23 protein-coding genes are annotated in these 20279 nt (G+C 56.8%); 13 read left to right on the top strand and 10 right to left on the bottom strand.

All coding sequences use genetic code 11. The features are described from left to right. Positions 1-37 precede the first annotated feature (37 nt). The 4 genes from GOX61_RS15990 to arsC are packed head-to-tail and all read left to right on the top strand — an operon-like array spanning position 38 to position 2197. Positions 38-376: a DUF952 domain-containing protein gene (locus GOX61_RS15990; protein WP_170335296.1), complete on the top strand. Its 339-nt coding sequence runs from the start codon at positions 38-40 to the stop codon at positions 374-376. Beyond that, complete coding sequence (locus GOX61_RS15995; protein WP_170335297.1) at positions 373-804, top strand: DUF1330 domain-containing protein; 432 nt, start codon at positions 373-375, stop codon at positions 802-804. The genes GOX61_RS15990 and GOX61_RS15995 overlap by 4 nt, the downstream gene beginning before the upstream one ends. After that, complete coding sequence (locus GOX61_RS16000; protein ID WP_170335298.1) at positions 801-1859, top strand: quinone-dependent dihydroorotate dehydrogenase; 1059 nt, start codon at positions 801-803, stop codon at positions 1857-1859. Before GOX61_RS15995 ends, GOX61_RS16000 begins: the two co-directional genes overlap by 4 nt. Then, on the top strand, positions 1856-2197 hold the full coding sequence (gene arsC, locus GOX61_RS16005) for an arsenate reductase (glutaredoxin) (protein WP_170335299.1): 342 nt from the start codon (positions 1856-1858) through the stop codon (positions 2195-2197). The genes GOX61_RS16000 and arsC overlap by 4 nt, the downstream gene beginning before the upstream one ends. Here arsC and GOX61_RS16010 read toward each other — a convergent pair. From GOX61_RS16010 to GOX61_RS16020, 3 genes are read right to left on the bottom strand one after another with little or no spacing between them, the layout of a single operon-like run. Beyond that, entirely contained in the window at positions 2194-3510 is a 1317-nt protein-coding gene (locus GOX61_RS16010; protein WP_155151769.1) for an MATE family efflux transporter, read from the bottom strand. The genes arsC and GOX61_RS16010 overlap by 4 nt on opposite strands. Before the next feature lie 3 nt (positions 3511-3513). Next, positions 3514-4032 (bottom strand): PaaI family thioesterase, encoded by a 519-nt coding sequence (locus tag GOX61_RS16015; protein ID WP_170335300.1) that lies wholly within the window; start codon positions 4030-4032, stop codon positions 3514-3516. Position 4033: 1 nt separating this feature from the next. Next, a complete protein-coding gene (locus tag GOX61_RS16020) occupies positions 4034-4453 on the bottom strand; it encodes a PaaI family thioesterase (protein ID WP_155151774.1) in 420 nt (139 codons plus the stop codon). Positions 4454-4567: 114 nt separating this feature from the next. On the opposite strand from GOX61_RS16020, the gene GOX61_RS16025 reads away from it, so the two are divergent. From GOX61_RS16025 to GOX61_RS16060, 8 genes are all read left to right on the top strand, one after another. After that, positions 4568-4936 (top strand): MerR family transcriptional regulator, encoded by a 369-nt coding sequence (locus GOX61_RS16025; RefSeq protein ID WP_155151776.1) that lies wholly within the window; start codon positions 4568-4570, stop codon positions 4934-4936. A 277-nt stretch (positions 4937-5213) separates the two neighbouring features. Continuing rightward, positions 5214-5615, top strand: a complete 402-nt coding sequence (locus tag GOX61_RS16030; RefSeq protein ID WP_155151779.1) for a MerR family transcriptional regulator — start codon at positions 5214-5216, stop codon at positions 5613-5615. Between the two features lie 48 nt (positions 5616-5663). After that, entirely contained in the window at positions 5664-7445 is a 1782-nt protein-coding gene (locus tag GOX61_RS16035; protein WP_170335301.1) for an acyl-CoA dehydrogenase C-terminal domain-containing protein, read from the top strand. Between the two features lie 54 nt (positions 7446-7499). Continuing rightward, positions 7500-7712 (top strand): hypothetical protein, encoded by a 213-nt coding sequence (locus tag GOX61_RS16040; protein WP_155151783.1) that lies wholly within the window; start codon positions 7500-7502, stop codon positions 7710-7712. A gap of 132 nt (positions 7713-7844) precedes the next feature. Then, positions 7845-8483 (top strand): glutathione S-transferase family protein, encoded by a 639-nt coding sequence (locus GOX61_RS16045; RefSeq protein WP_170335302.1) that lies wholly within the window; start codon positions 7845-7847, stop codon positions 8481-8483. An 11-nt stretch (positions 8484-8494) separates the two neighbouring features. Next, positions 8495-9706: an acetyl-CoA C-acetyltransferase gene (locus GOX61_RS16050; protein WP_170335304.1), complete on the top strand. Its 1212-nt coding sequence runs from the start codon at positions 8495-8497 to the stop codon at positions 9704-9706. Next, a complete protein-coding gene (locus GOX61_RS16055) occupies positions 9706-10194 on the top strand; it encodes a cupin domain-containing protein (RefSeq protein ID WP_170335306.1) in 489 nt (162 codons plus the stop codon). Before GOX61_RS16050 ends, GOX61_RS16055 begins: the two co-directional genes overlap by 1 nt. Next, complete coding sequence (locus GOX61_RS16060) at positions 10187-12388, top strand: 3-hydroxyacyl-CoA dehydrogenase NAD-binding domain-containing protein (RefSeq protein WP_170335308.1); 2202 nt, start codon at positions 10187-10189, stop codon at positions 12386-12388. The genes GOX61_RS16055 and GOX61_RS16060 overlap by 8 nt, the downstream gene beginning before the upstream one ends. Positions 12389-12443: 55 nt before the next feature. Here GOX61_RS16060 and GOX61_RS16065 read toward each other — a convergent pair whose 3' ends face one another. Together GOX61_RS16065 and GOX61_RS16070 are read right to left on the bottom strand one after the other, a co-directional pair. After that, positions 12444-13217 carry a Hint domain-containing protein gene (locus GOX61_RS16065; RefSeq protein WP_367646974.1) on the bottom strand — a complete coding sequence of 258 codons (774 nt, stop codon included), beginning with the start codon at positions 13215-13217 and terminating at the stop codon, positions 12444-12446. A 406-nt stretch (positions 13218-13623) separates the two neighbouring features. Then, on the bottom strand, positions 13624-14559 hold the full coding sequence (locus GOX61_RS16070; protein ID WP_170335310.1) for a DMT family transporter: 936 nt from the start codon (positions 14557-14559) through the stop codon (positions 13624-13626). 154 nt (positions 14560-14713) lie between these two features. Here GOX61_RS16070 and GOX61_RS16075 point away from each other — a divergent pair, with 154 nt between their 5' ends. Then, the gene (locus GOX61_RS16075; RefSeq protein WP_170335312.1) at positions 14714-15727 is read left to right on the top strand and encodes a hypothetical protein; all 1014 of its coding nucleotides are present in this window, start codon (positions 14714-14716) and stop codon (positions 15725-15727) included. Positions 15728-15733: 6 nt separating this feature from the next. On the opposite strand, the gene upp is transcribed toward GOX61_RS16075, so the two are convergent. Genes upp through GOX61_RS16100 form a run of 5 tightly spaced genes read right to left on the bottom strand, consistent with a single transcriptional unit; the run spans position 15734 to position 20256 of the window. Next, positions 15734-16366, bottom strand: a complete 633-nt coding sequence (gene upp, locus GOX61_RS16080) for a uracil phosphoribosyltransferase (RefSeq protein WP_155151805.1) — start codon at positions 16364-16366, stop codon at positions 15734-15736. Further along, positions 16363-17349 carry an adenosine deaminase gene (locus GOX61_RS16085; protein WP_170335313.1) on the bottom strand — a complete coding sequence of 329 codons (987 nt, stop codon included), beginning with the start codon at positions 17347-17349 and terminating at the stop codon, positions 16363-16365. The genes upp and GOX61_RS16085 overlap by 4 nt, the downstream gene beginning before the upstream one ends. Next, positions 17346-18557, bottom strand: a complete 1212-nt coding sequence (locus GOX61_RS16090) for a phosphopentomutase (protein ID WP_170335315.1) — start codon at positions 18555-18557, stop codon at positions 17346-17348. Before GOX61_RS16090 ends, GOX61_RS16085 begins: the two co-directional genes overlap by 4 nt. After that, complete coding sequence (locus GOX61_RS16095; RefSeq protein ID WP_170335317.1) at positions 18554-19861, bottom strand: thymidine phosphorylase; 1308 nt, start codon at positions 19859-19861, stop codon at positions 18554-18556. Before GOX61_RS16095 ends, GOX61_RS16090 begins: the two co-directional genes overlap by 4 nt. An 11-nt stretch (positions 19862-19872) precedes the next feature. Beyond that, entirely contained in the window at positions 19873-20256 is a 384-nt protein-coding gene (locus GOX61_RS16100; RefSeq protein ID WP_155151814.1) for a cytidine deaminase, read from the bottom strand. Positions 20257-20279 lie beyond the last annotated feature (23 nt).

The raw sequence follows: 20279 nt of genomic DNA on the forward strand, positions 1-20279 counted from the left end.
GCTTGATTCCGCCCGCAGTGCGGGGCATCAGGTCCATATGCTGATTTACAAGATATTCCGGGCCGACGAATGGGCCAAGCTGCAGACAGATGGTGCGTCTGATGGTGCTCCGATCGACATCGCTGATGGTTATGTACACTTCTCGACATCTGAACAGGCCGAGGAAACTGCAGCCAAACACTTTGCCGGTGTAGGCGATCTGACACTGCTGGCATGCGATGCCGACGCCATGGGCGATGACCTGAAATGGGAGGTATCGCGCGGTGACGCGTTATTCCCGCATCTCTATCGCCAAATCCGCATGAGTGACGTTGTGTGGTCACGCCCGCTCCTGTTTGATGGTGAAAAGCATCAATTCCCGGAGGAAATGGGATGACAGAGTTTGTCGATCCGGAACGGGAGCAATTCGAAGCGTTCAAAGGTCTGGATCGCGATCAGCCGATCGAAATGCTGAACCTCGTGAAATTTCGCGATATTGCAGAATACCCATCGGATCACGAGCTTGCCAATGCCCGGCTTACCGGCGCACAGGCTTATCGCAACTACGGCGCGGAAACTGCACCGATCATCAAACGTATAGGAGCTTCGATTGTTTGGAGGGGCGCGTTCCAGACGACGCTGATCGGTCCCGCAGATGAAAGCTGGGACGAGGTGTTCATTGCCCGATACCCCAGTGCGCATGCGTTTCTGGAGATGGTGACCGATCCAATCTATCGCGCCGCCGTGGTTCATCGGCAGGCAGCCGTGAAAACATCCCGGCTTATCCGCTGTGCACCGAACGAAAGTGGAAATTCATTCGGATGAAACTGACCGAGAAAATCGGGCTCGCCGCCCTGCATCGATTTGATCCTGAAACGGCCCATGGCCTTTCAATCAAGGCCCTGAAATCAGGACTGGCCCCTGCCCCCGGTCCGATCACGTCGCCTCGACTACAAACCGAACTTGCCGGGCTAAAGCTGCCGAACCCAGTCGGTCTGGCCGCTGGGTTTGATAAGAACGGAGAGGTTCTTACACCGCTTTCCCGTGCCGGGTTCGGCTTTATCGAGGTGGGTGCGGTCACCCCGCGCCCACAACCTGGAAACCCAAAACCACGCCTGTTCCGTCTGACCGAAGACAAAGCGGCGATCAATCGCTTTGGCTTTAACAACGAGGGAATGGAGGTCATGGCCCGGCGCCTGGCCGACCGCCCGAAGAATGCGGTTATCGGCCTGAACCTTGGCGCCAACAAAGACAGTGACGACCGCCCCGGGGATTTCGCCAAGGTGCTGGCCCATTGCGCCGAGTATCTGGACTTTGCCACGGTTAACGTCTCTTCCCCGAACACTGAAAAGCTGCGCGATCTGCAAGGCAAAGCCGCGCTAAGTGCGTTGCTGGGGGGCGTGATCGAGACCAGAGACGCGCTGGCGCGCCCCTTGCCAGTCTTCCTCAAGATCGCCCCGGATCTGACCGAAGCCGAACTTGAAGATATCGCGGCTGTCGCTCGGGAAACCGGGGTTGACGCCGTCATAGCAACCAATACGACCTTGTCCCGTGATGGGCTGCTCAGCACCCACAAGGATGAGATGGGGGGGCTATCCGGTGCTCCGTTGTTCGAAAGATCGACACGTGTTCTGGCACAGCTCAGCCAACTAACCAATGGCACTATCCCACTGATCGGTGTGGGGGGTATCAGCTCAGCCGAACAAGCCTATGCAAAGATTTGTGCAGGCGCTTCGGCAGTGCAGTTCTACACAGCGATGGTATATGGCGGTATCTCACTGGCTGCAGATATCGCGCATGGGTTGGATGACTTGTTGGCCCGGGACGGTTTTGACAATGTATCTCAGGCTGTTGGAAGCAAGCGAAAGGACTGGTTGTGATCGAGTATTGGCATAATCCGCGTTGCTCAAAGTCCCGCACCGGATTGGCGTTGCTGGAAGAAAACGGCGCAGAGATCAAAGTGCGAAAATACCTTGAGGATGCGCCTTCGGTCGACGAACTGCGTTCCGCTCAGTCCCGGCTTGGCCTCGCTGCCATCGAAATGATGCGCACAGGTGAAAAGCAGTTCAAGGAACTGGGTCTGACCAAGACAAGTTCAGAGGATGACTTGATTCAGGCCATGGCTGAAAACCCGATTCTGATCGAACGGCCGCTGGGAATATCCGGCGACAAAGCTGCAATTGGTCGTCCTCCTGAGAACCTGCTTACCCTGCTCTAAGCCACCTGCGCCTCAAGCTTTGGATACCGCCAGCCTAGCGTGATGCCGCGCGCGATGTTGAGAACCATCAGCGCGGCCCATAGCCCATGATTTCCTAAGGTTGGGACCAAAATGAACAAGGCTACGATGTAAATCGCAACAGATTGGATCATCGCGTTTCGCATCGCGCGCGTCCATGTTGCGCCGATATAAATACCGTCAAACATCCAACTGGCGACACCAATGATTGGAGCGATTGCCGCCCAGAACAAGAACTCTCGCCCGGCGATGCGCACATCAGGTGAGGTCGACATGAGATCAATCAAGGCAGGACCTGCAACGAAGAACACCAAGCCCAGTCCAACAGCCCCTCCAACGCCCCACTGAGATGCCATGATCGATGCGCGCCGAACTTGATGACGGTCTTTTGCACCAACTGCTCCACCCACCAGGGCTTCGGCAGAGAAGGCAAAGCCGTCCAGCGCAAAGGCAGTAATCTCAAGAAATTGCAGAAGCACTTGATTGGCGGCCAGATTGACATCCCCCAAATCGGAGCCGACGAAGAGGAATGTTGTAAATGCACCGGTCAGCAGAACCGAACGCACCATGATATCCCCGTTCACCTGCATCATTCTGCGCAATCGAGCCGCATCAAAGATACGCGGCCAGTCTCGCCACTGATTGCCACCGAATGCGTCCGCGCACAGCCACAGACCCAGCGCCAAACCAGTCCATTCAGCAATCAGAGTGGCCGTTGCGACACCTTCAACACCCCATCCCAAGCCCAGCACGAACCATAGGTCGAGAATGATGTTCAAACCATTCATCCAGATCTGCAGGACAAACACGCCTTTCGTGCGCTCTACCGCAATCAGCCAGCCAGTGACTGCATAAAGCGCAATGGTGGCAGGCGCGCCCCAAATGCGAATCTGCAAATAGTCTCGCGTCAGCGATTCGACCTCGGGACTGGCCGGTGACAAAGCAAAGGCGCCCGCAAATACAAACACTTGCGTGATGATAAAGAACAAGCCGGCTGCTGTACCCAACAGCAGACCCCGCATCAATAGCGCCCCGGTCTCTGCTGTATCTCCTGCCCCGCGCGCTTGCGCAGCAAGACCGGTGGTTCCCATCCGCAGAAACCCAAAGACCCAATAGATCGTGGACAGAATAACTGCCCCGATACCGACCGCGCCAATCGGTGCGGCCTGACCCATTTGCCCGACAACACCTGTATCCACAGCCCCGAGTATCGGAACTGTGGCATTCGACAGGACAATGGGTGCAGCTATCTTCAGCACCCGCCTGTGCGTGATGGGCGCAGAAGCCTCGTTCATGTCTTAACCTTTGTCGGACGGAGGCTGCGGCATCAGAAAATGTCCGGTCCCCTGCGCAAAGAGCTTGGCATGATTGTCCTGCCAGGCTTCGACCCGAACCGAGGCATAGCGGCGACCGGATCGGCTGACGAATGCACGTGCATAGGCATCGCGCGGCAATCCCGATCGCAGGTAATCGACGGTAAAGTCGATGGTCTTTGGAAAGCGGATGTTCTCATTCGTTATGATATCGTCAGCATCGATTTCACCGCTTTCGATCCGTGGAAACATATGTTCCCAACTGAGCGTTATGACGGCAGTTACCTCCAGAAAGGCAGCAGTCACACCACCATGGATGGCTGGCAGAAAAGGATTGCCGATTAGTTTTTCGTCAAAATTCAAAACACCGGTCAGTTCATCACCCCGGCGATCGAACCCGATATTGAGGAACCGCATGTATGGCACACCCTCGACGAGGGCACGAAGCGCTGCGTCACGTCTTTGCTTGACCACCTGCATGGGTTCGGGACGGGAGCGGGCCATCTTACTTGCCCTCCACGGTGAATGATCCTGTTGCTGTTGCAACAGGACGTTCCTGATCGTCATCCATCGCAGTGGCTCGCACGAAGGCAACATTGCGTGTGATGTGGTAGCAGCTGGCCCGGGTGATAAGCATCTGCCCCGGCGTTGCAGCACGCATGTAATCAATGCGCAGGTCGATGGTTGCGGTTCCACCGGGCGCCGAGGGGTGGCTCATCACTGCCGCTCCGCAGCAGGTATCCAGCATGGCCGAAACCGCACCGCCGTGAATCACGCCTGTACGCGGATCTCCGATCAGATCCTCGTTATAGGGCATGGTGATCTCAGCCTCGCCTGAGCCGATATGCGTCAATGTAAGGCCCAAAGCCCGCGCATGCGGGATTGCCTCGATGAACTGGCGGGCCAGAACTGTCTTGTCGACCATAGGTTTGCGTCCTTCTGAGTTAATCCCTTTATGAGCCTCAGTTGACGCAAAGGGCAAGCCTGCCTGTTGCGCTTGCTTTCATGACACCATAGGTTGCTGGCAAGGAGAACAGGGATGTCCGACAACCGTTTGTCATTCAAAGAGATGTGCGCTGAGTTCGATGTGACTCCGCGTACCCTGCGCTACTATGAGTATATCGAGCTGCTACAGCCGGATCGCGAGGGACGATCCCGTTTTTATGGTGCTCGGGAACGCGCACGCATGAAACTGATCATGCGCGGACGCAGATTCGGATTTCCGCTGGAAGAGATTCGCCAGTGGTTATTGATCTATGAAGATCAGGGAAACCAGGCCCAAATGGCGACCTTCGTTGAGATGGCTGATCGTCAGATGGAAGAACTGCGCCAACAACGGCAGCAACTGGACGAAGCCATGGACGAACTGACTCGCCTGCGGGATCAGACGGCGAAATCGCTGCGCTAGACGCCTCCGCCTAACGGCGCAGTACCTCAAATGAGCGGAAGCTGTTTTTAGGCTCGCGGGTCTTCCGTGAGCTAAGTTTCGTTGTACGTTTGAAGCCCGATGCGACCTTTACGTAACGGCAACAAAATTACCGAAATCCAACTTTACGCGACCGGATGTTACGTCAATTTATTTGTGACGTAGCGTCTGCATTACGTAAACGTCACTCTCATGTTGTAAAGCAGGCATCGACTGCGCAACTCATATCTCATGACGCCAGTGACCGAGAGTATGACCTATGACTGAAGATCTGATGACCATCCGCGAGATGTGCGAGGCATATGATGTCACGCCGCGAACCTTGCGGTTCTACGAGGCCAAAGAGCTTCTGTTCCCGATCCGTGAGGGCCAGAAACGCCTGTTCACGAAACGGGATCGCGCCAGGCTCAAACTGATCCTGCGCGGCAAACGCTTTGGTTTCAGCCTCGAGGAAATCCGGCAGCTTCTGGATCTGTACCACGTGGACGACCAGCAACTGACCCAGATGACTCGCACGTATGAAATCGCCTGCGAACGTCTGGCTGATATGGAATCACGTCGCGAAGAGCTGACTCAGGCCATCGACGATCTGAAGGAACAGTTGCGCTGGGGCGAGAAAGTCATCGCCTCGATGAAACAGGAAAAGAAGGCCGCCGAGTAATACCCTCGCCTGCCTGCCACCCGGACATCTGAATTAAGGGAGCTTCACATGCCCGTTTACAACGCGCCAACAAAAGATACGCAGTTCATTCTGCACGATGTTCTAAAAGTCTCGGAATCCGATATTCCGGGCTACAGCGAACTTGAGACCGAATTTACCGGCGCAGTTCTGGAAGAAGCAGGCAAAGTTGCCTCCAATGTTCTGCACCCGTTGAACGTTGTTGGAGACACCGAAGGGTGTCGACTGGAAAACGGTATCGTATACACCCCCACCGGATTCAAAGACGCCTTCGAGCAGATGAAGGAAGGTGGTTGGACTGGCCTCGACATGCCGGAAGAGTATGGCGGCCAGAACATGCCCTATGTGTTGGGTACCGCTGTTGGCGAGATGTTCTCGGGCGCAAATCAGGCATTCGTCATGTATCAGGGCCTGACGCACGGCGCGGCGTCGGCAATTCTGGCGCACGGAACCGACGAGCAGAAGAACAAATACCTGCCCAATATGGTCAGCTGTGAATGGACTGGGACCATGAACCTGACCGAACCGCATTGCGGCACCGATCTGGGTCTGATGCGCACCAAGGCAGAACCTCAGGGCGACGGCAGCTATAAAATCTCGGGCCAGAAGATCTTTATCTCGGCCGGCGATCATGACATGGCCGACAACATCATTCATCTGGTACTGGCCAAAATCCCCGGTGGCCCCGAAGGTATCAAGGGCGTGTCGCTGTTCATCGTGCCCAAGTTCATCGTCAACGAAGACGGCACGCCGGGCGAGCGCAACGGCGTTTCGGTCGGCAAGATCGAAGAGAAGATGGGCATCCACGGCAACTCGACCTGCGTCATGAATTATGACGAGGCGACCGGCTGGCTGCTGGGCGACGAGCACAAGGGTATGCGCGCGATGTTCACGATGATGAACGAAGCGCGTCTGGGTGTGGGTATGCAAGGCCTGTCTCAGGCCGAAGCTGCGTACCAGAACGCTGTCGAATATGCCAAAGACCGCCTGCAGGGCCGCGACGTAACAGGTGTGAAGAACCCGGACGGCCCGGCCGATCCACTGATCGTTCACCCCGACATCCGCCGTAACCTGATGGATCAGAAAAGCTTCACCGAGGGTGCACGTGCGTTCATCCTGTGGGGCGCAACGATGATCGACAAGGCGCACCGCTCGGGCGATAAGGACGCGGACGGCCTGATCTCGCTGCTGACCCCAGTCATCAAAGGCTTCTTGACGGATGAAGGCTACGATATGACCGTGCAGGCACAGCAGGTCTATGGCGGCCACGGCTACATCGAAGAATGGGGCATGTCGCAATACACCCGCGACGCCCGCATCGCGATGATCTACGAAGGTGCAAACGGCGTTCAGGCGCTGGACCTTGTCGGCCGTAAACTGGCGCAGGATGGCGGCAAGCATGTCATGGCCTTCTTCGAAATGGTCAAATCCTTCTGCAAGGAAAACGGTGGCAAGGACGAAGCCTATGACAAAGCGTTCATCGAACCGCTGAAAGCAGCGTCCAAGGATCTGCAATCCGCTGGCATGTACTTCATGCAGGAAGGCATGAAGAACCCGAACAACGCTCTGTCCGGTTCTTATGACTTCATGCACATGTTCGGCCATGTCTGCCTGGGCCTGATGTGGGCTCAGATGGCTAAAGCCGCTCAGGAAGCGCTGGACGGTGGTGCCTCGGACAAAGTGTTCTACGAGACCAAGATCAACACCGGCCGTTTCTACATGGCGCGTCGCCTGCCCGCGACTGCAATGCATCTTTCGCGCATTCAGACCGGCGCGGACACGGTCATGGCTCTGGACGCAGCGAACTTCTGATCACAGTCTGGGTCCGGGTAACATTACCCGGACCCAGCTTACCGGAGGAACCACATGCCAAAACGTTTTCGCCTGACCCGCCGCTTTCCCGTTGCGATGACTGAAGACGGATATCGCAAACTCAAAGCATTTTCGCGTGAGGCAGGTCTGGATGAAGGCGAGGCACTGTCGTTTCTCTTCGAGAATTTCAACAGCGTGATTGATGAGGAGAATCTGACCCACCGCCTGCGCATTTTCAATTCCGAGCTTGAAGCGCGGAAACGCTAACCACGCCAACCACCTGTTTCAGGTGGGCGTGTTTTCAGAAAGACAGACCAAAGGCATTCTGCCTGATGGTTGGTCTTTCTCGAAATACGCAAATGACGACTTCGCACCATGCGCCTTGGGAGGGGCGATCGCATGACCATCAAACTTCATTGCTTCGGAGAAAGTGGAAACAGCTACAAGGCTGCATTGGCCTTGGAAATGTCCGGACTGGAGTGGGAGCCGGTCTTTGTTGATTTCTTCAAAGGTGTCACCCGTACGCCCGAGTTTCGCGCCGAAGTGAATGAGATGGGCGAAGCACCTGTCCTGATCGACGGTGATTTCCGCACCAGCCAATCCGGTGCCATTCAGGCCTATGTGACCGAGAAGTCGGGCAAGTTTGGCGGTAAGGACCGGGAGGAGAATTACGACATTCTGCGCTGGGTGCTGTGGGATAATCACAAGCTCAGCTCGATGGCCGGCCTGACCCGTTTCCTGATCAATTTCCTCCCGGAACAGCACCGCAACCCCGATGTGATCGCTTTCAATCAGGGGCGACTGAAGGCGGCCTATCAGGTGCTGAACGATCATCTGGACGGTCGCGACTGGATTGTCGGCAATGGTGTCACCAACGCCGACATCAGCTGTTGCGGCTATCTCTATTACCCCGAACCATTCGGCTTTGACCGCGCCGACTGGCCCCATATCGACGCCTGGCTAACTCGCCTGTCCGAGCAGCCCGGTTGGAAACACCCCTATGACCTGATGCCCGGCAACCCGTCGGATCGAGCTTAAGGAGAAGACCTATGACCGAAGCTTATATCTATGATGCCCTGCGCACCCCGCGCGGCAAGGGCCGGAAAGATGGCAGCCTGCACGAGGTAACCTCGGTGCGCCTGTCCGCCCTGACCCTGAACGCGATGAAAGAGCGTAACAATCTCGAAGGCCATGCCGTTGAGGACGTTATCTGGGGCAACGTCACCCAAGTGATGGAGCAAGGCGGCTGTCTGGCGCGCTCGGCTGTTCTGGCCTCGGACCTGGATGAATCGATCCCTGGTCTGGCGATCAACCGTTTCTGCGCATCCGGCATGGAGGCCGTGAATCTGGCGGCAAACCAGGTCAAAGGCGGCGCGGGCGACGCTTACATCGCTGGCGGTGTCGAGATGATGGGCCGTGTGGCCATGGGCAGCGACGGTGCGGCGATTGCCGTTGACCCTTCGCTGGCGATGGAGACCTATTTCGTTCCGCAGGGTATCTCAGCCGACATTATTGCGACTGAGTACGGTTTCTCCCGTGATGACGCTGACGCGCTGGCGGTTGAATCGCAAAAGCGCGCCGCAGAGGCATGGGCCGACAACCGTTTCGAAAAGTCGGTCATCACCGTCAAGGACCAGAATGGCCTGACCATTCTGGATCGCGACGAGTACATGCGCCCCGGCACCGACATGCAGAGCCTCGGAGCCCTGAACCCGTCCTTCCAGATGATGGGTGAGCAGATGCCCGGCTTCGACAAGGTCGCGATGCTGAAATACCCGCATCTTGAGCGCGTGAACCACATCCACCACGCCGGCAACAGCTCGGGCATCGTGGATGGTGCGGCGGCTGTTCTGATCGGCAACAAGGAATTTGGTGAGAAGTACGGCCTCAAGCCGCGCGCGCGCATCAAGGCAACCGCCAAGATCGGTACCGACCCGACCATCATGCTGACCGGTCCGGTTCCTGTGACCGAGAAGATCCTGGCGGACAACGGCATGAAGATCGGCGATCTGGACCTGTTCGAAGTCAACGAAGCCTTCGCCTCGGTCGTGCTGCGCTTTCAGCAGGCGTTCGACGTCGACCCGGCGTTGGTCAACGTCAACGGCGGCTCGATCGCGATGGGCCACCCGCTGGGTGCGACCGGTGCGATGATCATCGGCACTCTGCTGGATGAGCTTGAGCGTCAGGACAAGGAAACCGGTCTGGCCACGCTTTGCATCGCGTCCGGCATGGGTGCAGCAACCATTATCGAGCGGGTCTGATGCCCAAGCTGGATCTCTCTCAGATCCCGTTCAAGGGCGGCTCGGCCTATCCCGGCAAACTGGCCGAGGCGACCGCGGGTCGTTTCGTGCAGCGTGTCGGCGATGCAGGCGGCCTGACCCAATACGGGGTCAACATCGTGCGGCTGGAGCCGCAGGGCATGTCTTCGCTGCGCCATTACCATATGGAGCAGGACGAATTTGCCATCATGCTCAGCGGCACCTGCGTGCTGATCGATGACGATGGTGAGCATGAGATGCAGCCCGGCGATTGCGCCGCTTGGCCCGCAGGTGAGGCCAACGGCCACCACCTTGTGAACAAAACCGATGCGCCCGCGACCTTTCTGGTGGTGGGCACACGGACCCCGACCGAGACCGGCTATTACAGCGACATAGACATGATGGTGAAGGATGATGAGAACGGATTCTCCTTCACCCGCAAGGATGGCAGCCCGCTGACGGCTGACCAGATTGGAGATGACAATGACTGATTTCACTCTGACGAAGGACGCGGACGGCGTCGCCATTATTACCTGGGATGTGCCCGGGAAAACCATGAACGTGATGTCCTTTGACGGGCTTGCGCAGCTAAGCGATCAGATCGATCAGGCGCTGGCCGATGACGAGGTCAAAGGCATCATCATCACTTCTGGTAAAGAAGGCTCCTTCGCGGGCGGCATGGACCTGAATCTGTTGGCGGTGATGAAAGAACAGGCGGGCGACAACCCAGCTAAAGGTCTGTTCGAGGGCACGATGCAAATGCACGCCCTGCTGCGCAAGATTGAACTGGCGGGCATGGACCCCAAGACCAAGAAGGGCGGCAAGCCGATTGCCACCGTTCTGCCCGGCACTGCCGCAGGCATTGGTATGGAACTGCCGCTGTCCACACACCGCATCTTTGCGGCCGAAAACCCCAAGGCGAAATACGGCCTGCCCGAAATTATGGTCGGCATCTTCCCCGGCGCGGGCGGCACCACGCGGATGGTTCGCAAGGTTGGCGCGATTGCGGCAGCTCCGCTGTTGCTGGAAGGCAAGATGCTGGACGTCAAAAAGGCCAAAGGCGCAGGTTACATCGACGAAATTGCAGCCGACCCGATGGCCGCGGCCAAGGAATGGGTGCTGAACGCCAAGGAAGCCGATCTGGTCAAACCTTGGGATGCAAAGGGCTATAAGATGCCCGGCGGTGCCCCCTACCATCCTGCAGGGTTCATGAACTTCGTCGGCGCGTCGGCGATGGTGAACGGCAAGACCCAAGGCGCGTTCCCTGCGGCCAAAGCTCTGCTGAGTGCGGTCTACGAAGGTGCGCTGGTCGATTTCGACACTGCCCTGAAGATCGAGGCGCGCTGGTTCACCTCCGTGCTGATGAACCCCTCCTCGGGTGCGATGATCCGCTCGCTGTTCCTGAACAAAGAAGCGTTGGAAAAAGGTGCTGTGCGCCCCGCAGGCGTTCCGGACCAGTCGGTCAAGAAGATTGGCGTACTGGGTGCAGGCATGATGGGTGCTGGTATCGCGCTGGTGTCGGCTCAGGCCGGTATGGAAGTGGTTCTTGTGGACCGCGACCAGGAAGCTGCTGACAAGGGCAAGGCCTATACCGAGACCTATCTGGACAAGGGCATGAAGCGCGGCAAAGTCACGGCTGAGAAGAAAGAGGTCATGCTGGCCCGCATCACCGCGACCCCGGATCTGGACAACCTCAAAGGCTGTGACCTGATCATCGAAGCTGTCTTCGAGGACGTGGGCGTCAAGGCCGAGATGACCAAGAAGGTCGAGGCGATCATCCCCGAGGACTGCATCTTTGCCTCGAACACCTCGACCCTGCCGATCACCGATCTGGCCAAAGCATCCGTGCGTCCGGATCAGTTCATCGGCATCCACTTCTTCTCGCCGGTCGAGAAGATGTTCTTGGTCGAGATCATCAAAGGCAAGGAAACCGGTGATCGCGCAGTGGCCAAGGCGCTGGACTATGTGCGCCAAATTCGCAAGACACCGATCGTGGTCAACGATGCGCGTTTCTTCTACGCCAACCGCTGCATCATTCCTTACATCAACGAAGGTGTGCGGATGATTGCCGAGGGTGTGAACCCCGTGCTGATCGACAACGCGGCGCGTCAACTGGGCTTCCCTGTGGGGCCGATCCAACTGACCGACGAAACCTCTATTGATCTGGGTGCCAAGATCGCGCGTGCGACCAAGGCAGCAATGGGCGACGCCTACCCGGAAAGCCCGTCGGACGATCTGATCTTCTGGATGGAAGAACAGGGCCGTCTGGGTCGCAAGGCAAACGCGGGCTTCTTCGACTATGACGAAAAAGGCAAGCGCGTCGAATACTGGAAGGGCCTGCAGGAGAAGTACCCGCATGCCGAAGACCAGCCTGATCTGATCGAGGTACAAGAACGTCTGATGTTCGCGCAGGTTCTGGAAGCGGTCCGCGCGCTGGAAGAAGGCGTTCTGGAAGACATCCGCGAAGGCGATGTGGGTGCGATCCTGGGCTGGGGTTTCGCGCCGTGGTCCGGTGGCCCACTGAGCTGGCTGGACATCATCGGCACGCCCTACGCGGCCGAGCGTTGCGACCAGTTGGCAGCACAGTATGGTGATCGTTTCGCCTGCCCGCCCCTGCTGCGTGAGATGGCGGAAAAAGGTCAGAGCTTCTACGGTCGCTTCAACCCCGAGGCAAAAGCCGCTTAACAAATTGATGCAGGCGCATGATACCATACGCCTGCATCATTCTCGTGGTGTTTGGTTAGGTCTGCCATTCAGGCCGCAGAAACAAGGCGGGCAAGTTAGGCCGGCCAGGACGTCCCGGTCGCCTTATCCCCGAAGGGGGGCGGATCGGAAAAATCGGTTCCTGCGGGATGGGTGCAGGCAGCGCACCCAACGGGTTTGCAAGGGCAGATAGGTCGCCCTTTTTCGCAATCAGTTCTGTTAAAGCCGCTGCTTCTTCTTCCTCGGCGACGGGATAGCTTATCCGGTTTGGCCTTGGCCGCATGCTAAAGCGCCCAGACGAGCAAAACGCCTGCAAGCCACCTTGAACAAAAATTACCTCGTCTTCATCGAAGAACAGCGTGCGGACTTCGAATGTCGGCCCAGGCGATTGTGAACTCAGTCTACATTTGCCGCTGAGCAATCTCGCTGGAACGACCGAAAAGCCACCAGCTTCGGAGTCGATCTTGCTTAGATCCAAGGCGACCCCCTGTTCCGGCATCAACCAGACTGGTCGTCCGTTATAGGCCGCCTGCGCAGGCACATAGATCGGCAGGTTTTCTGCGCGGGTTTCCCCTTCCGGTATGACAACCCGGTCGGCTGAGACACGTCTTACTTCCCTGAATCCATGATCCAACGTGCGAACAAGATCGCCAACGACAATCTGCTCTACCAGCTTCCAACCACTGGTGGTCGCGATCTTTGTACCATGCAGAAATCCACCGCGACGGGCGGTGACAGCCTTTTGCGAACATGTTTGATCAACACTGTCAGGCTGCTCTGAAAAACTACGAATACTCACTACTTCTAACACGTGCCTCACCCCCTTGTGGCACTTACAAACGATTACAAAGTGCTAGCACGGGAATGAGTGGGGTGACTTATTTTTGACATATTTGTGCCCGATTTGGGCCTGTATCTGGGGTATTGAACACTCATATGGACACATTCAATCTCGTATATCTTTGTTTATTTCCATATTGGAAACCCGATATGTGCAGGTAATTTAGGCCTATATCCGAATCTTCGGGCATCTACCGCACGGTCCATTTCCACGAATTTGTATCGTTGGCTGTAAAGTAACGGGGAATTCTCGCTCTCAATCCGAAGTGCAGACCTGCTGCAACGCAAGCCCGGGATATTCCGAACGGATGTAGGTATGACAGATTGGCTTTGTTTGGACAGGCACGGGATCTGCCAACGAAACGATAGCCCGCAGCCTATCCCTCCTGAGGTTCAGCAGATGTGCGCCCTGCCCTCCAACCCAACAGAACACCAGCGGTGGCGATCAATCCAATTCCGGTAACCTGCATGACCCCAATCGTTTGCCCCATAGCGACCCATGCGAACATCGGACCAAAGATCATGACCGAGTATTCGAAAACCGCCACGTAAGAAGGTTCGCCAAGCTGATAGGCCTTGATCAGCATAAACACTGCAATTGTCGAACCAACGGCCTGAATCATGACCCAGGGCAAGGCCAGATCCATCGGCCACACCCAGCCACGTGTCACAAATCCATCCGGCCCTTCAGGGGAAACTGCTGGAAAAAGGGTAAAGAACGCCAGCCCAATCGCACCGGCCAACCCAAGTGTCATGATCATGGCGGCCAACAAGGCCACCGTACTTTCGTTGGCGCAATGTGTGCGCGTCACGATCGCACTCAGCGCGTAGAAAAAGCCACCTGCCACGGGCAACAACGTCAAAACATCAAAATCCCCAGGATCAGGTTGCAGCACACACAGAATGCCCGCAAAACCAACCATCACCGCCAGAATGCGCCAGGGGCCGATCTGTTGTTTTAACATCAGTGCAGAAATCAAAAGAACGAATATGGGTGAAGTAAACAACCCAGCCAGCGCTTGTGCAATTGGCATCAAGGCCAACGAACTAAAATAGAACAGCATCGCTATAGTAATCAAAACGCTTCGTATCACGACGATGCCAAAGCGCTGAGGCCGCAGAGTGCCAAGACCCAATAGCGACAACCCGGCTATCAGGGGCAGCATCAACATGGCCCGGCTCATATGGAATTGCCACAGGCCGATGGATTCGGCTAACCTGATTACAAAGTTATCGATGACACCGATGATGGCCATTGATGAAACCATCAGCACAGAGGCCAACATCGGCGAAGAGTGACTGTCAGTCTGCATTCTTTGTCTCAAACAAATGTGGCCGTTTATCGGGCCAACAAATCCACGCTTCACGCTATCCAGCACATTTGCGAAACTCAGCGCAACAGGTTTGCGCCCCATGAACACGACATGCTAAGCTTTGATCAAACAAGAACGAGCAGTAACCAGTTCAATGACGGCACTTAAACAGTACCAGCGGATCGAAGCCACCGGTCTGTGGCGCCCCTCGCCTGATGATCAAAGGCGCGAGGTTGTGGTCTCGATTGGCGAAGCGACCCTTACAATCTCGGATTTCAATGATCGTGCTCTGACCCACTGGTCACTTGCGGCTTTGGAGCGACAGAACCCGGGCACCTACCCCGCTATATTCAACCCGGACGGCGATCCCGGAGAAACCCTGGAACTCGCCGAAACCGAAACGACCATGATCGAAGCGATCGATCGCCTGCAACGCGCGATCGACAGGGCCCGCCCCCACCCCGGCCGCTTGCGTTGGCTGAGTGTTGGAGGGGTTGTTGCAGCCGTTGCAGCCGTATTGCTGCTGTGGCTTCCGGGTGCACTGCAAAGCCACGTGGTATCGGTAGTGCCTGAAATCAAACGACAGGATATCGGCAACACGATCCTGCAGCGTATCGAACGAGTATCGGGGAAAGCCTGCGCTTCTGATGATGCTCAGGGTTCTTTGGACAAACTTGCTCAACGCACCGGTGTGCGCCAGATCATCATCCTGCCAGCCGGAGTTAAAGACAGCATCAGCCTGCCGGGTGGTACCGTGTTACTCAACCGGTCTTTGGTCGAAGATCATGAGGATCCGGCGGTCGCCGCTGGATACATCATCGCTGAACGGGCGCGTGCCGAACAAATCGATCCGCTTGACGATTTGCTCGATCACACCGGACCTTCAGCGGCATTCAGGTTGCTGACAACAGGCCAGCTCACACCGACAATTGTGGACACATATACTGAACAGGTTTTGGCAGAGCCACGTCCGGAAATTTCGGATGAGGACCTTCTCGCAGTTTTTGCGCAGGCGGCATTGCCCTCGACACCCTACGCATACGCACGTGATATTACTGGCGAAACCGTTCTGGGACTGATCGAGGCCGACCCTATGGCGGGTCGGACACTCGAACAGGTTCTGCCGGACCGTGACTGGGTCCAACTGCAAAACATTTGTGGCGACTAGAAACGACTACTTGGTACCGAACATGCGGTCACCCGCATCGCCCAGACCAGGCATGATATAGCCTTTGGAATTCAACTCGCGATCCAGAGCTGCCGTGACAATTTTCACATCAGGATGCGCCTCTTTCATGCGCGCGACACCTTCGGGCGCTGCGAGTAGGCACAGGAAGCGAATGTCCTTTGCACCTGCCTCTTTCAACAGATCAATCGCCGCAGCGGAGCTGTTGCCGGTTGCCAGCATGGGATCTACCGCGATGACTAAACGATCTTTCAGCCCTTCGGGAGCTTTGAAATAGTACTGCACTGGCTTCAGTGTTTCTTCGTCACGGTAGAGGCCAACAAAACCTACCCGCGCTGACGGGATCAGCTCCAGCACGCCATCCAGCATCCCGTTGCCCGCACGCAGGATCGATACCAGCGCCAGTTTCTTACCCGCGAGGATTGGCGCATCCATCTCCTCCATCGGTGTTTCGATGTGGCGCGTGGTCTGAGGCATTTCACGCGTAACCTCATAAGCCAGCAGCAAGGTAATCTCACGCAGTAGCTGCCTGAACACAGCGGTCGAAGTTCCCTTGTCCCGCATGAGCGTCAGTTTGTGCTGTACCAGCGGGTGATCAACGACAGTCAGATGTTCGCTCATGACTTCTCCAGTCTCTTTTTAACCCGTTCGCGGGTCTCTTCGTTGCAAAAGGCCGCGTTCAGGGCCGTATCGTTCAGTGCGGCAAAGTCTTCGGCAGTCCAGCCGAATGCTTCGCTCAGCATCTCATATTCACGCCGCATCGTGGTATGAAAAAACGGCGGGTCGTCTGTAGAGACGGTGACCTTAACCCCGGCATCGCGAAGACGCGCAATAGGATGTGCACCAAAGTCGGGGAACAGACCCAGCACAACGTTCGATCCCGGGCATACCTCCAAGGTTACATCCCGGTCGACAAGCTCATGCACCAAATCCGGATCTTCAATGGCCCGGACGCCATGACCGATCCTCTCGACTCCCAGATCGCGTACAGCATCACGCACGCTTTCGGGGCCACCAAATTCTCCGGCATGCGTCGTCAGGCGCAAACCGGCTTCACGCGCACATTCAAAGGCCCATTTGTAGTCGCCCTGTCGTCCGACGGATTCGTTTCCACCCATACCAAAGCCGGTGATCCAGTCACCTGCGGTTTCGGCTGCGCATATCGCGCTTTGTCTGGACTGTTCTGGACCGAAATGGCGAACACAAGTGATAACGCCGCGCAGAGTAATGTCAAACTTGCGTTCAGCTTCATCCGCAGCATCCTGAATCGCATTCAGATAATCCCGCCATGCATGCAGATCGCCACCGCCACAGAAGTCAGGGCTGAGGAAGGTTTCGGAATAAACAACCCCGTTTGCGGCGCTTTCTTCCAGAATTGCCAGCGTCAGACGGCGAAAATCCTCGGGCGTTTTCAACACTTCGCAAGCAGCCTCATAGACGCTCAGAAAGTGTGCGAAATCACGGAAATCATAGCTGCCATCAGGTTTAAAGATACCGCTCAGGTCAATACGCTTTTCATGCGCAAGCTGACGGATGAAGGCTGGCGGCGCAGCACCTTCGTGATGCAGATGAAGCTCGATCTTGGGAACGTCAGCGACGGTCATAGAAAATTCCTTCCCGGTCCTTGCGCCGGTATGTTCAGATGGTGGGCAATGCTGGCGGCGACATCGGCAAAGTCAACCTGGCCAATCTGGCCTGCCCCATGCCCCGCAATCAGGACCGGCACCTGTTCGCGTGTGTGATCCGTTCCGATCCAACTTGGGTCGTTGCCATGATCTGCGGTCAGTAGCATCAGATCACCCGGTCGCAGTTTTTGCAGCATCAAGCCGATCTCACGATCGAACCATTCCAACGCGCGGGCGTATCCGCTGATATCGCGGCGGTGGCCGTAAAGGCTGTCAAACTCTACAAAATTTGCGAATGTCAGGCTACCTTCTTCGGCCTCATCCACCAGATTGGACAGGTGGACCATCAATTCGGCATCCGATCCCTTGCGCAGCGTATCGATCCCCTGCATCGAAAAGATATCGCCGATCTTGCCTACAGCATGAACCCTGCGCCCGGCATCCTGCACCCAGTTGGTCAGAACCGGCGCGGGAGGGAGGATGGCAAAGTCCTTGCGGTTGGTTGTGCGGGTGAATCCCTGCTCCGGCGATCCGGTAAACGGGCGGGCAATGACACGACCCACTTTCATTTCGTGCAGGCGCGGTGCAAGTGTCTTGCACATGTCCAGCAGGCGTTCGAGCCCAAAGCTGTCTTCATGCGCGGCAATCTGAAACACACTGTCAGCTGAGGTATAGCAGATCGGCCATCCGGTGCGCATATGCTCTGCACCCAACTCAGCGATAATCGCTGTGCCTGAGGCATGGCAGTTTCCCAAAATTCCCTCGGCCCCCGCTGCCTGAGCTGATGCGAGGCTCAGATCATCAGGAAATGCGGGAACGGTGTCCGGAAAGTAATGCCAATCCCACGGCACCGGCAATCCAGCCAGTTCCCAATGTCCCGAAGGCGTATCCTTACCTGGCGAATGCTCGCGCGCGCAGCCCCAAGTGCCCGTGGACTGAGTGTTCAAACCTGGTGTTTCTGCACCTGACGCCAATCGTACCGCCGCGCCCAGACCCAGACTATCGAGATTGGGCAAATGCAATGCGCCTGACCGACCATCTTCGGCCCGACCATCAGCACAGGCCTGCGCGATATGAGCCAGCGTGTTTGCGCCAATGTCCGGGATGTCGCCATTGAAAAACTGATCGGCATCCGGTGCACCGCCGATACCAACTGAATCCATGACAACAAGAAATGCACGGGTCACGCGGTTATCCTCTCATGGATAAGGCTTGGTGCTTCGGCTGGATCTGAACCAATCGTCACGGCCCGCACTATCGTTTCTGCGGCTTTCCTCGCTGCGTCTTCTCTTGCTGCGTGCACCACGGCAAGGGGAGCGCCTCTGGTGATATGATCCCCCAATTGCACAATGCCAGAGATACCGACTGCTGGGTCGATCACATCGCTTTCCACCTGACGTCCGCCACCTAACGCCACAACCGCAAGACCCAATGCCTCGCCATCAATCGCAGAGATGTAGCCATTGTCCTGAGCAGGTACTTCGAGAATGACGCTTGCCTCGGGTAGATAGCGCGACCAATCCTCGACAAATCCCAACGGCGCACCAACCGCCGCCATCATCCGGCCAAAGCGTTCGGCAGCCCGACCATCGCGGATCACATCGGCGATCCTCTCACGACCTTCCTCAGCTGTCGCGACGACACCAGCATCGGCCAGCAAAACGCCACCCAACTCGGCCGAAATCTCAGCTAAGGGCGTGTCATGCCCCGCCGTCAGGACTTTCATAACCTCCGAAACCTCCAGGGCATTGCCCAGAGAAGAGGCCAGCGGCTGGTCCATATCGGTGATCACCGCCGAAGTCTTGCAGCCGGCAGCATTTGCAGTCTCGCTCAAGGCGGTTGCCAGCTTGCGCGCATCTTCAATGCTTTTCATGAATGCACCGCTGCCAACTTTTACGTCGAGCACCAGAGCATCCGGGCTGGCGGCCAGCTTCTTTGACAGGATCGATGCGGTGATCAGATCGAGGCTTTCGACCGTCGCCGTAACATCCCGGATCGCATAAAGCCGTTTATCAGCAGGCGCGATCTGAGCGGTGGCACCAACGATCGCAGCGCCGGTTTCTTTCAGGATCTGAGCCAAACGATCCTGCCCAATCTGGGTACTAACACCGGGAATGGCTTCAAGTTTATCGAGCGTACCTCCGGTGTGACCAAGACCACGGCCCGAGATCATCGGCACAAAAGCCCCGCATTCCGCAAGCGCAGGCGCCAGGATCAGGCTCACGCAATCCCCGACCCCTCCGGTTGAGTGTTTGTCGATCACCGGGCCATCCAGATCCCATGTCAGCACATCACCGCTGTCTCGCATAGCCAGCGTAAGTGCGGCACGGCCTTGCGCGCCCAAACCACCCATACAGACCGCCATGGCAAAAGCCCCGGCCTGAGCATCACTTACGACACCATCGGCAAGGCCTTGGGCAAACCAGGACAGTTCCTTGGCAGTCGGCACCTCATGACGGCGCAGTTTTGCGATGATCGATCGGGCATCCATCAGGTTGGGCCTTACATAAAGGAGGCGTTGAAAGCGCCGGGTAGCAGATCGGCGATCGTTGTCTTGGTTTCGACGCCATCAACGGTTGCCATTGTAACAACCACATCGCCCTTACCGAACTCGGCCAGTTTCTGGCGACATCCACCGCATGGGGGAACAGGTTGGGGGCTGGACGCCACCACATATACTTCGGTTAGTTCTTTTTCCCCGGCAGCGACCATGGCGGCAATTGCACCCGCCTCGGCACAGGTTCCTTCGGGATAGGCCACGTTTTCAACGTTGCAGCCTGAATAGACAGTTCCTGAACCAGACCGCACAGCCGCGCCAACTTTGAAGTTTGAATACGGCGCATGGGCGTTCTCGCGCACTTTCAAGGCGGCATCTTTGAGTGACATGGCGATTCCCCATTTTTTTGATC

The sequence above is a fragment of the Ruegeria arenilitoris genome (assembly GCF_013030265.1).
Lineage (GTDB): Bacteria > Pseudomonadota > Alphaproteobacteria > Rhodobacterales > Rhodobacteraceae > Ruegeria > Ruegeria arenilitoris_E.

Excerpts from the sequence above, each read along its gene's own strand:
- GOX61_RS15990 (WP_170335296.1), top strand. The coding sequence starts at position 38 with ATGCTGATTTACAAGATATTCCGGGCCGACGAATGGGCCAAGCTGCAG.
- GOX61_RS15995 (WP_170335297.1), top strand. The coding sequence starts at position 373 with ATGACAGAGTTTGTCGATCCGGAACGGGAGCAATTCGAAGCGTTCAAA.
- GOX61_RS16000 (WP_170335298.1), top strand. The coding sequence starts at position 801 with ATGAAACTGACCGAGAAAATCGGGCTCGCCGCCCTGCATCGATTTGAT.
- GOX61_RS16010 (WP_155151769.1), bottom strand. The coding sequence starts at position 3,510 with ATGAACGAGGCTTCTGCGCCCATCACGCACAGGCGGGTGCTGAAGATA.
- GOX61_RS16015 (WP_170335300.1), bottom strand. The coding sequence starts at position 4,032 with ATGGCCCGCTCCCGTCCCGAACCCATGCAGGTGGTCAAGCAAAGACGT.
- GOX61_RS16020 (WP_155151774.1), bottom strand. The coding sequence starts at position 4,453 with ATGGTCGACAAGACAGTTCTGGCCCGCCAGTTCATCGAGGCAATCCCG.
- GOX61_RS16025 (WP_155151776.1), top strand. The coding sequence starts at position 4,568 with ATGTCCGACAACCGTTTGTCATTCAAAGAGATGTGCGCTGAGTTCGAT.
- GOX61_RS16030 (WP_155151779.1), top strand. The coding sequence starts at position 5,214 with ATGACTGAAGATCTGATGACCATCCGCGAGATGTGCGAGGCATATGAT.
- GOX61_RS16035 (WP_170335301.1), top strand. The coding sequence starts at position 5,664 with ATGCCCGTTTACAACGCGCCAACAAAAGATACGCAGTTCATTCTGCAC.
- GOX61_RS16040 (WP_155151783.1), top strand. The coding sequence starts at position 7,500 with ATGCCAAAACGTTTTCGCCTGACCCGCCGCTTTCCCGTTGCGATGACT.
- GOX61_RS16045 (WP_170335302.1), top strand. The coding sequence starts at position 7,845 with ATGACCATCAAACTTCATTGCTTCGGAGAAAGTGGAAACAGCTACAAG.
- GOX61_RS16050 (WP_170335304.1), top strand. The coding sequence starts at position 8,495 with ATGACCGAAGCTTATATCTATGATGCCCTGCGCACCCCGCGCGGCAAG.
- GOX61_RS16055 (WP_170335306.1), top strand. The coding sequence starts at position 9,706 with ATGCCCAAGCTGGATCTCTCTCAGATCCCGTTCAAGGGCGGCTCGGCC.
- GOX61_RS16060 (WP_170335308.1), top strand. The coding sequence starts at position 10,187 with ATGACTGATTTCACTCTGACGAAGGACGCGGACGGCGTCGCCATTATT.
- GOX61_RS16070 (WP_170335310.1), bottom strand. The coding sequence starts at position 14,559 with ATGCAGACTGACAGTCACTCTTCGCCGATGTTGGCCTCTGTGCTGATG.
- GOX61_RS16075 (WP_170335312.1), top strand. The coding sequence starts at position 14,714 with ATGACGGCACTTAAACAGTACCAGCGGATCGAAGCCACCGGTCTGTGG.
- upp (WP_155151805.1), bottom strand. The coding sequence starts at position 16,366 with ATGAGCGAACATCTGACTGTCGTTGATCACCCGCTGGTACAGCACAAA.
- GOX61_RS16085 (WP_170335313.1), bottom strand. The coding sequence starts at position 17,349 with ATGACCGTCGCTGACGTTCCCAAGATCGAGCTTCATCTGCATCACGAA.
- GOX61_RS16095 (WP_170335317.1), bottom strand. The coding sequence starts at position 19,861 with ATGGATGCCCGATCGATCATCGCAAAACTGCGCCGTCATGAGGTGCCG.
- GOX61_RS16100 (WP_155151814.1), bottom strand. The coding sequence starts at position 20,256 with ATGTCACTCAAAGATGCCGCCTTGAAAGTGCGCGAGAACGCCCATGCG.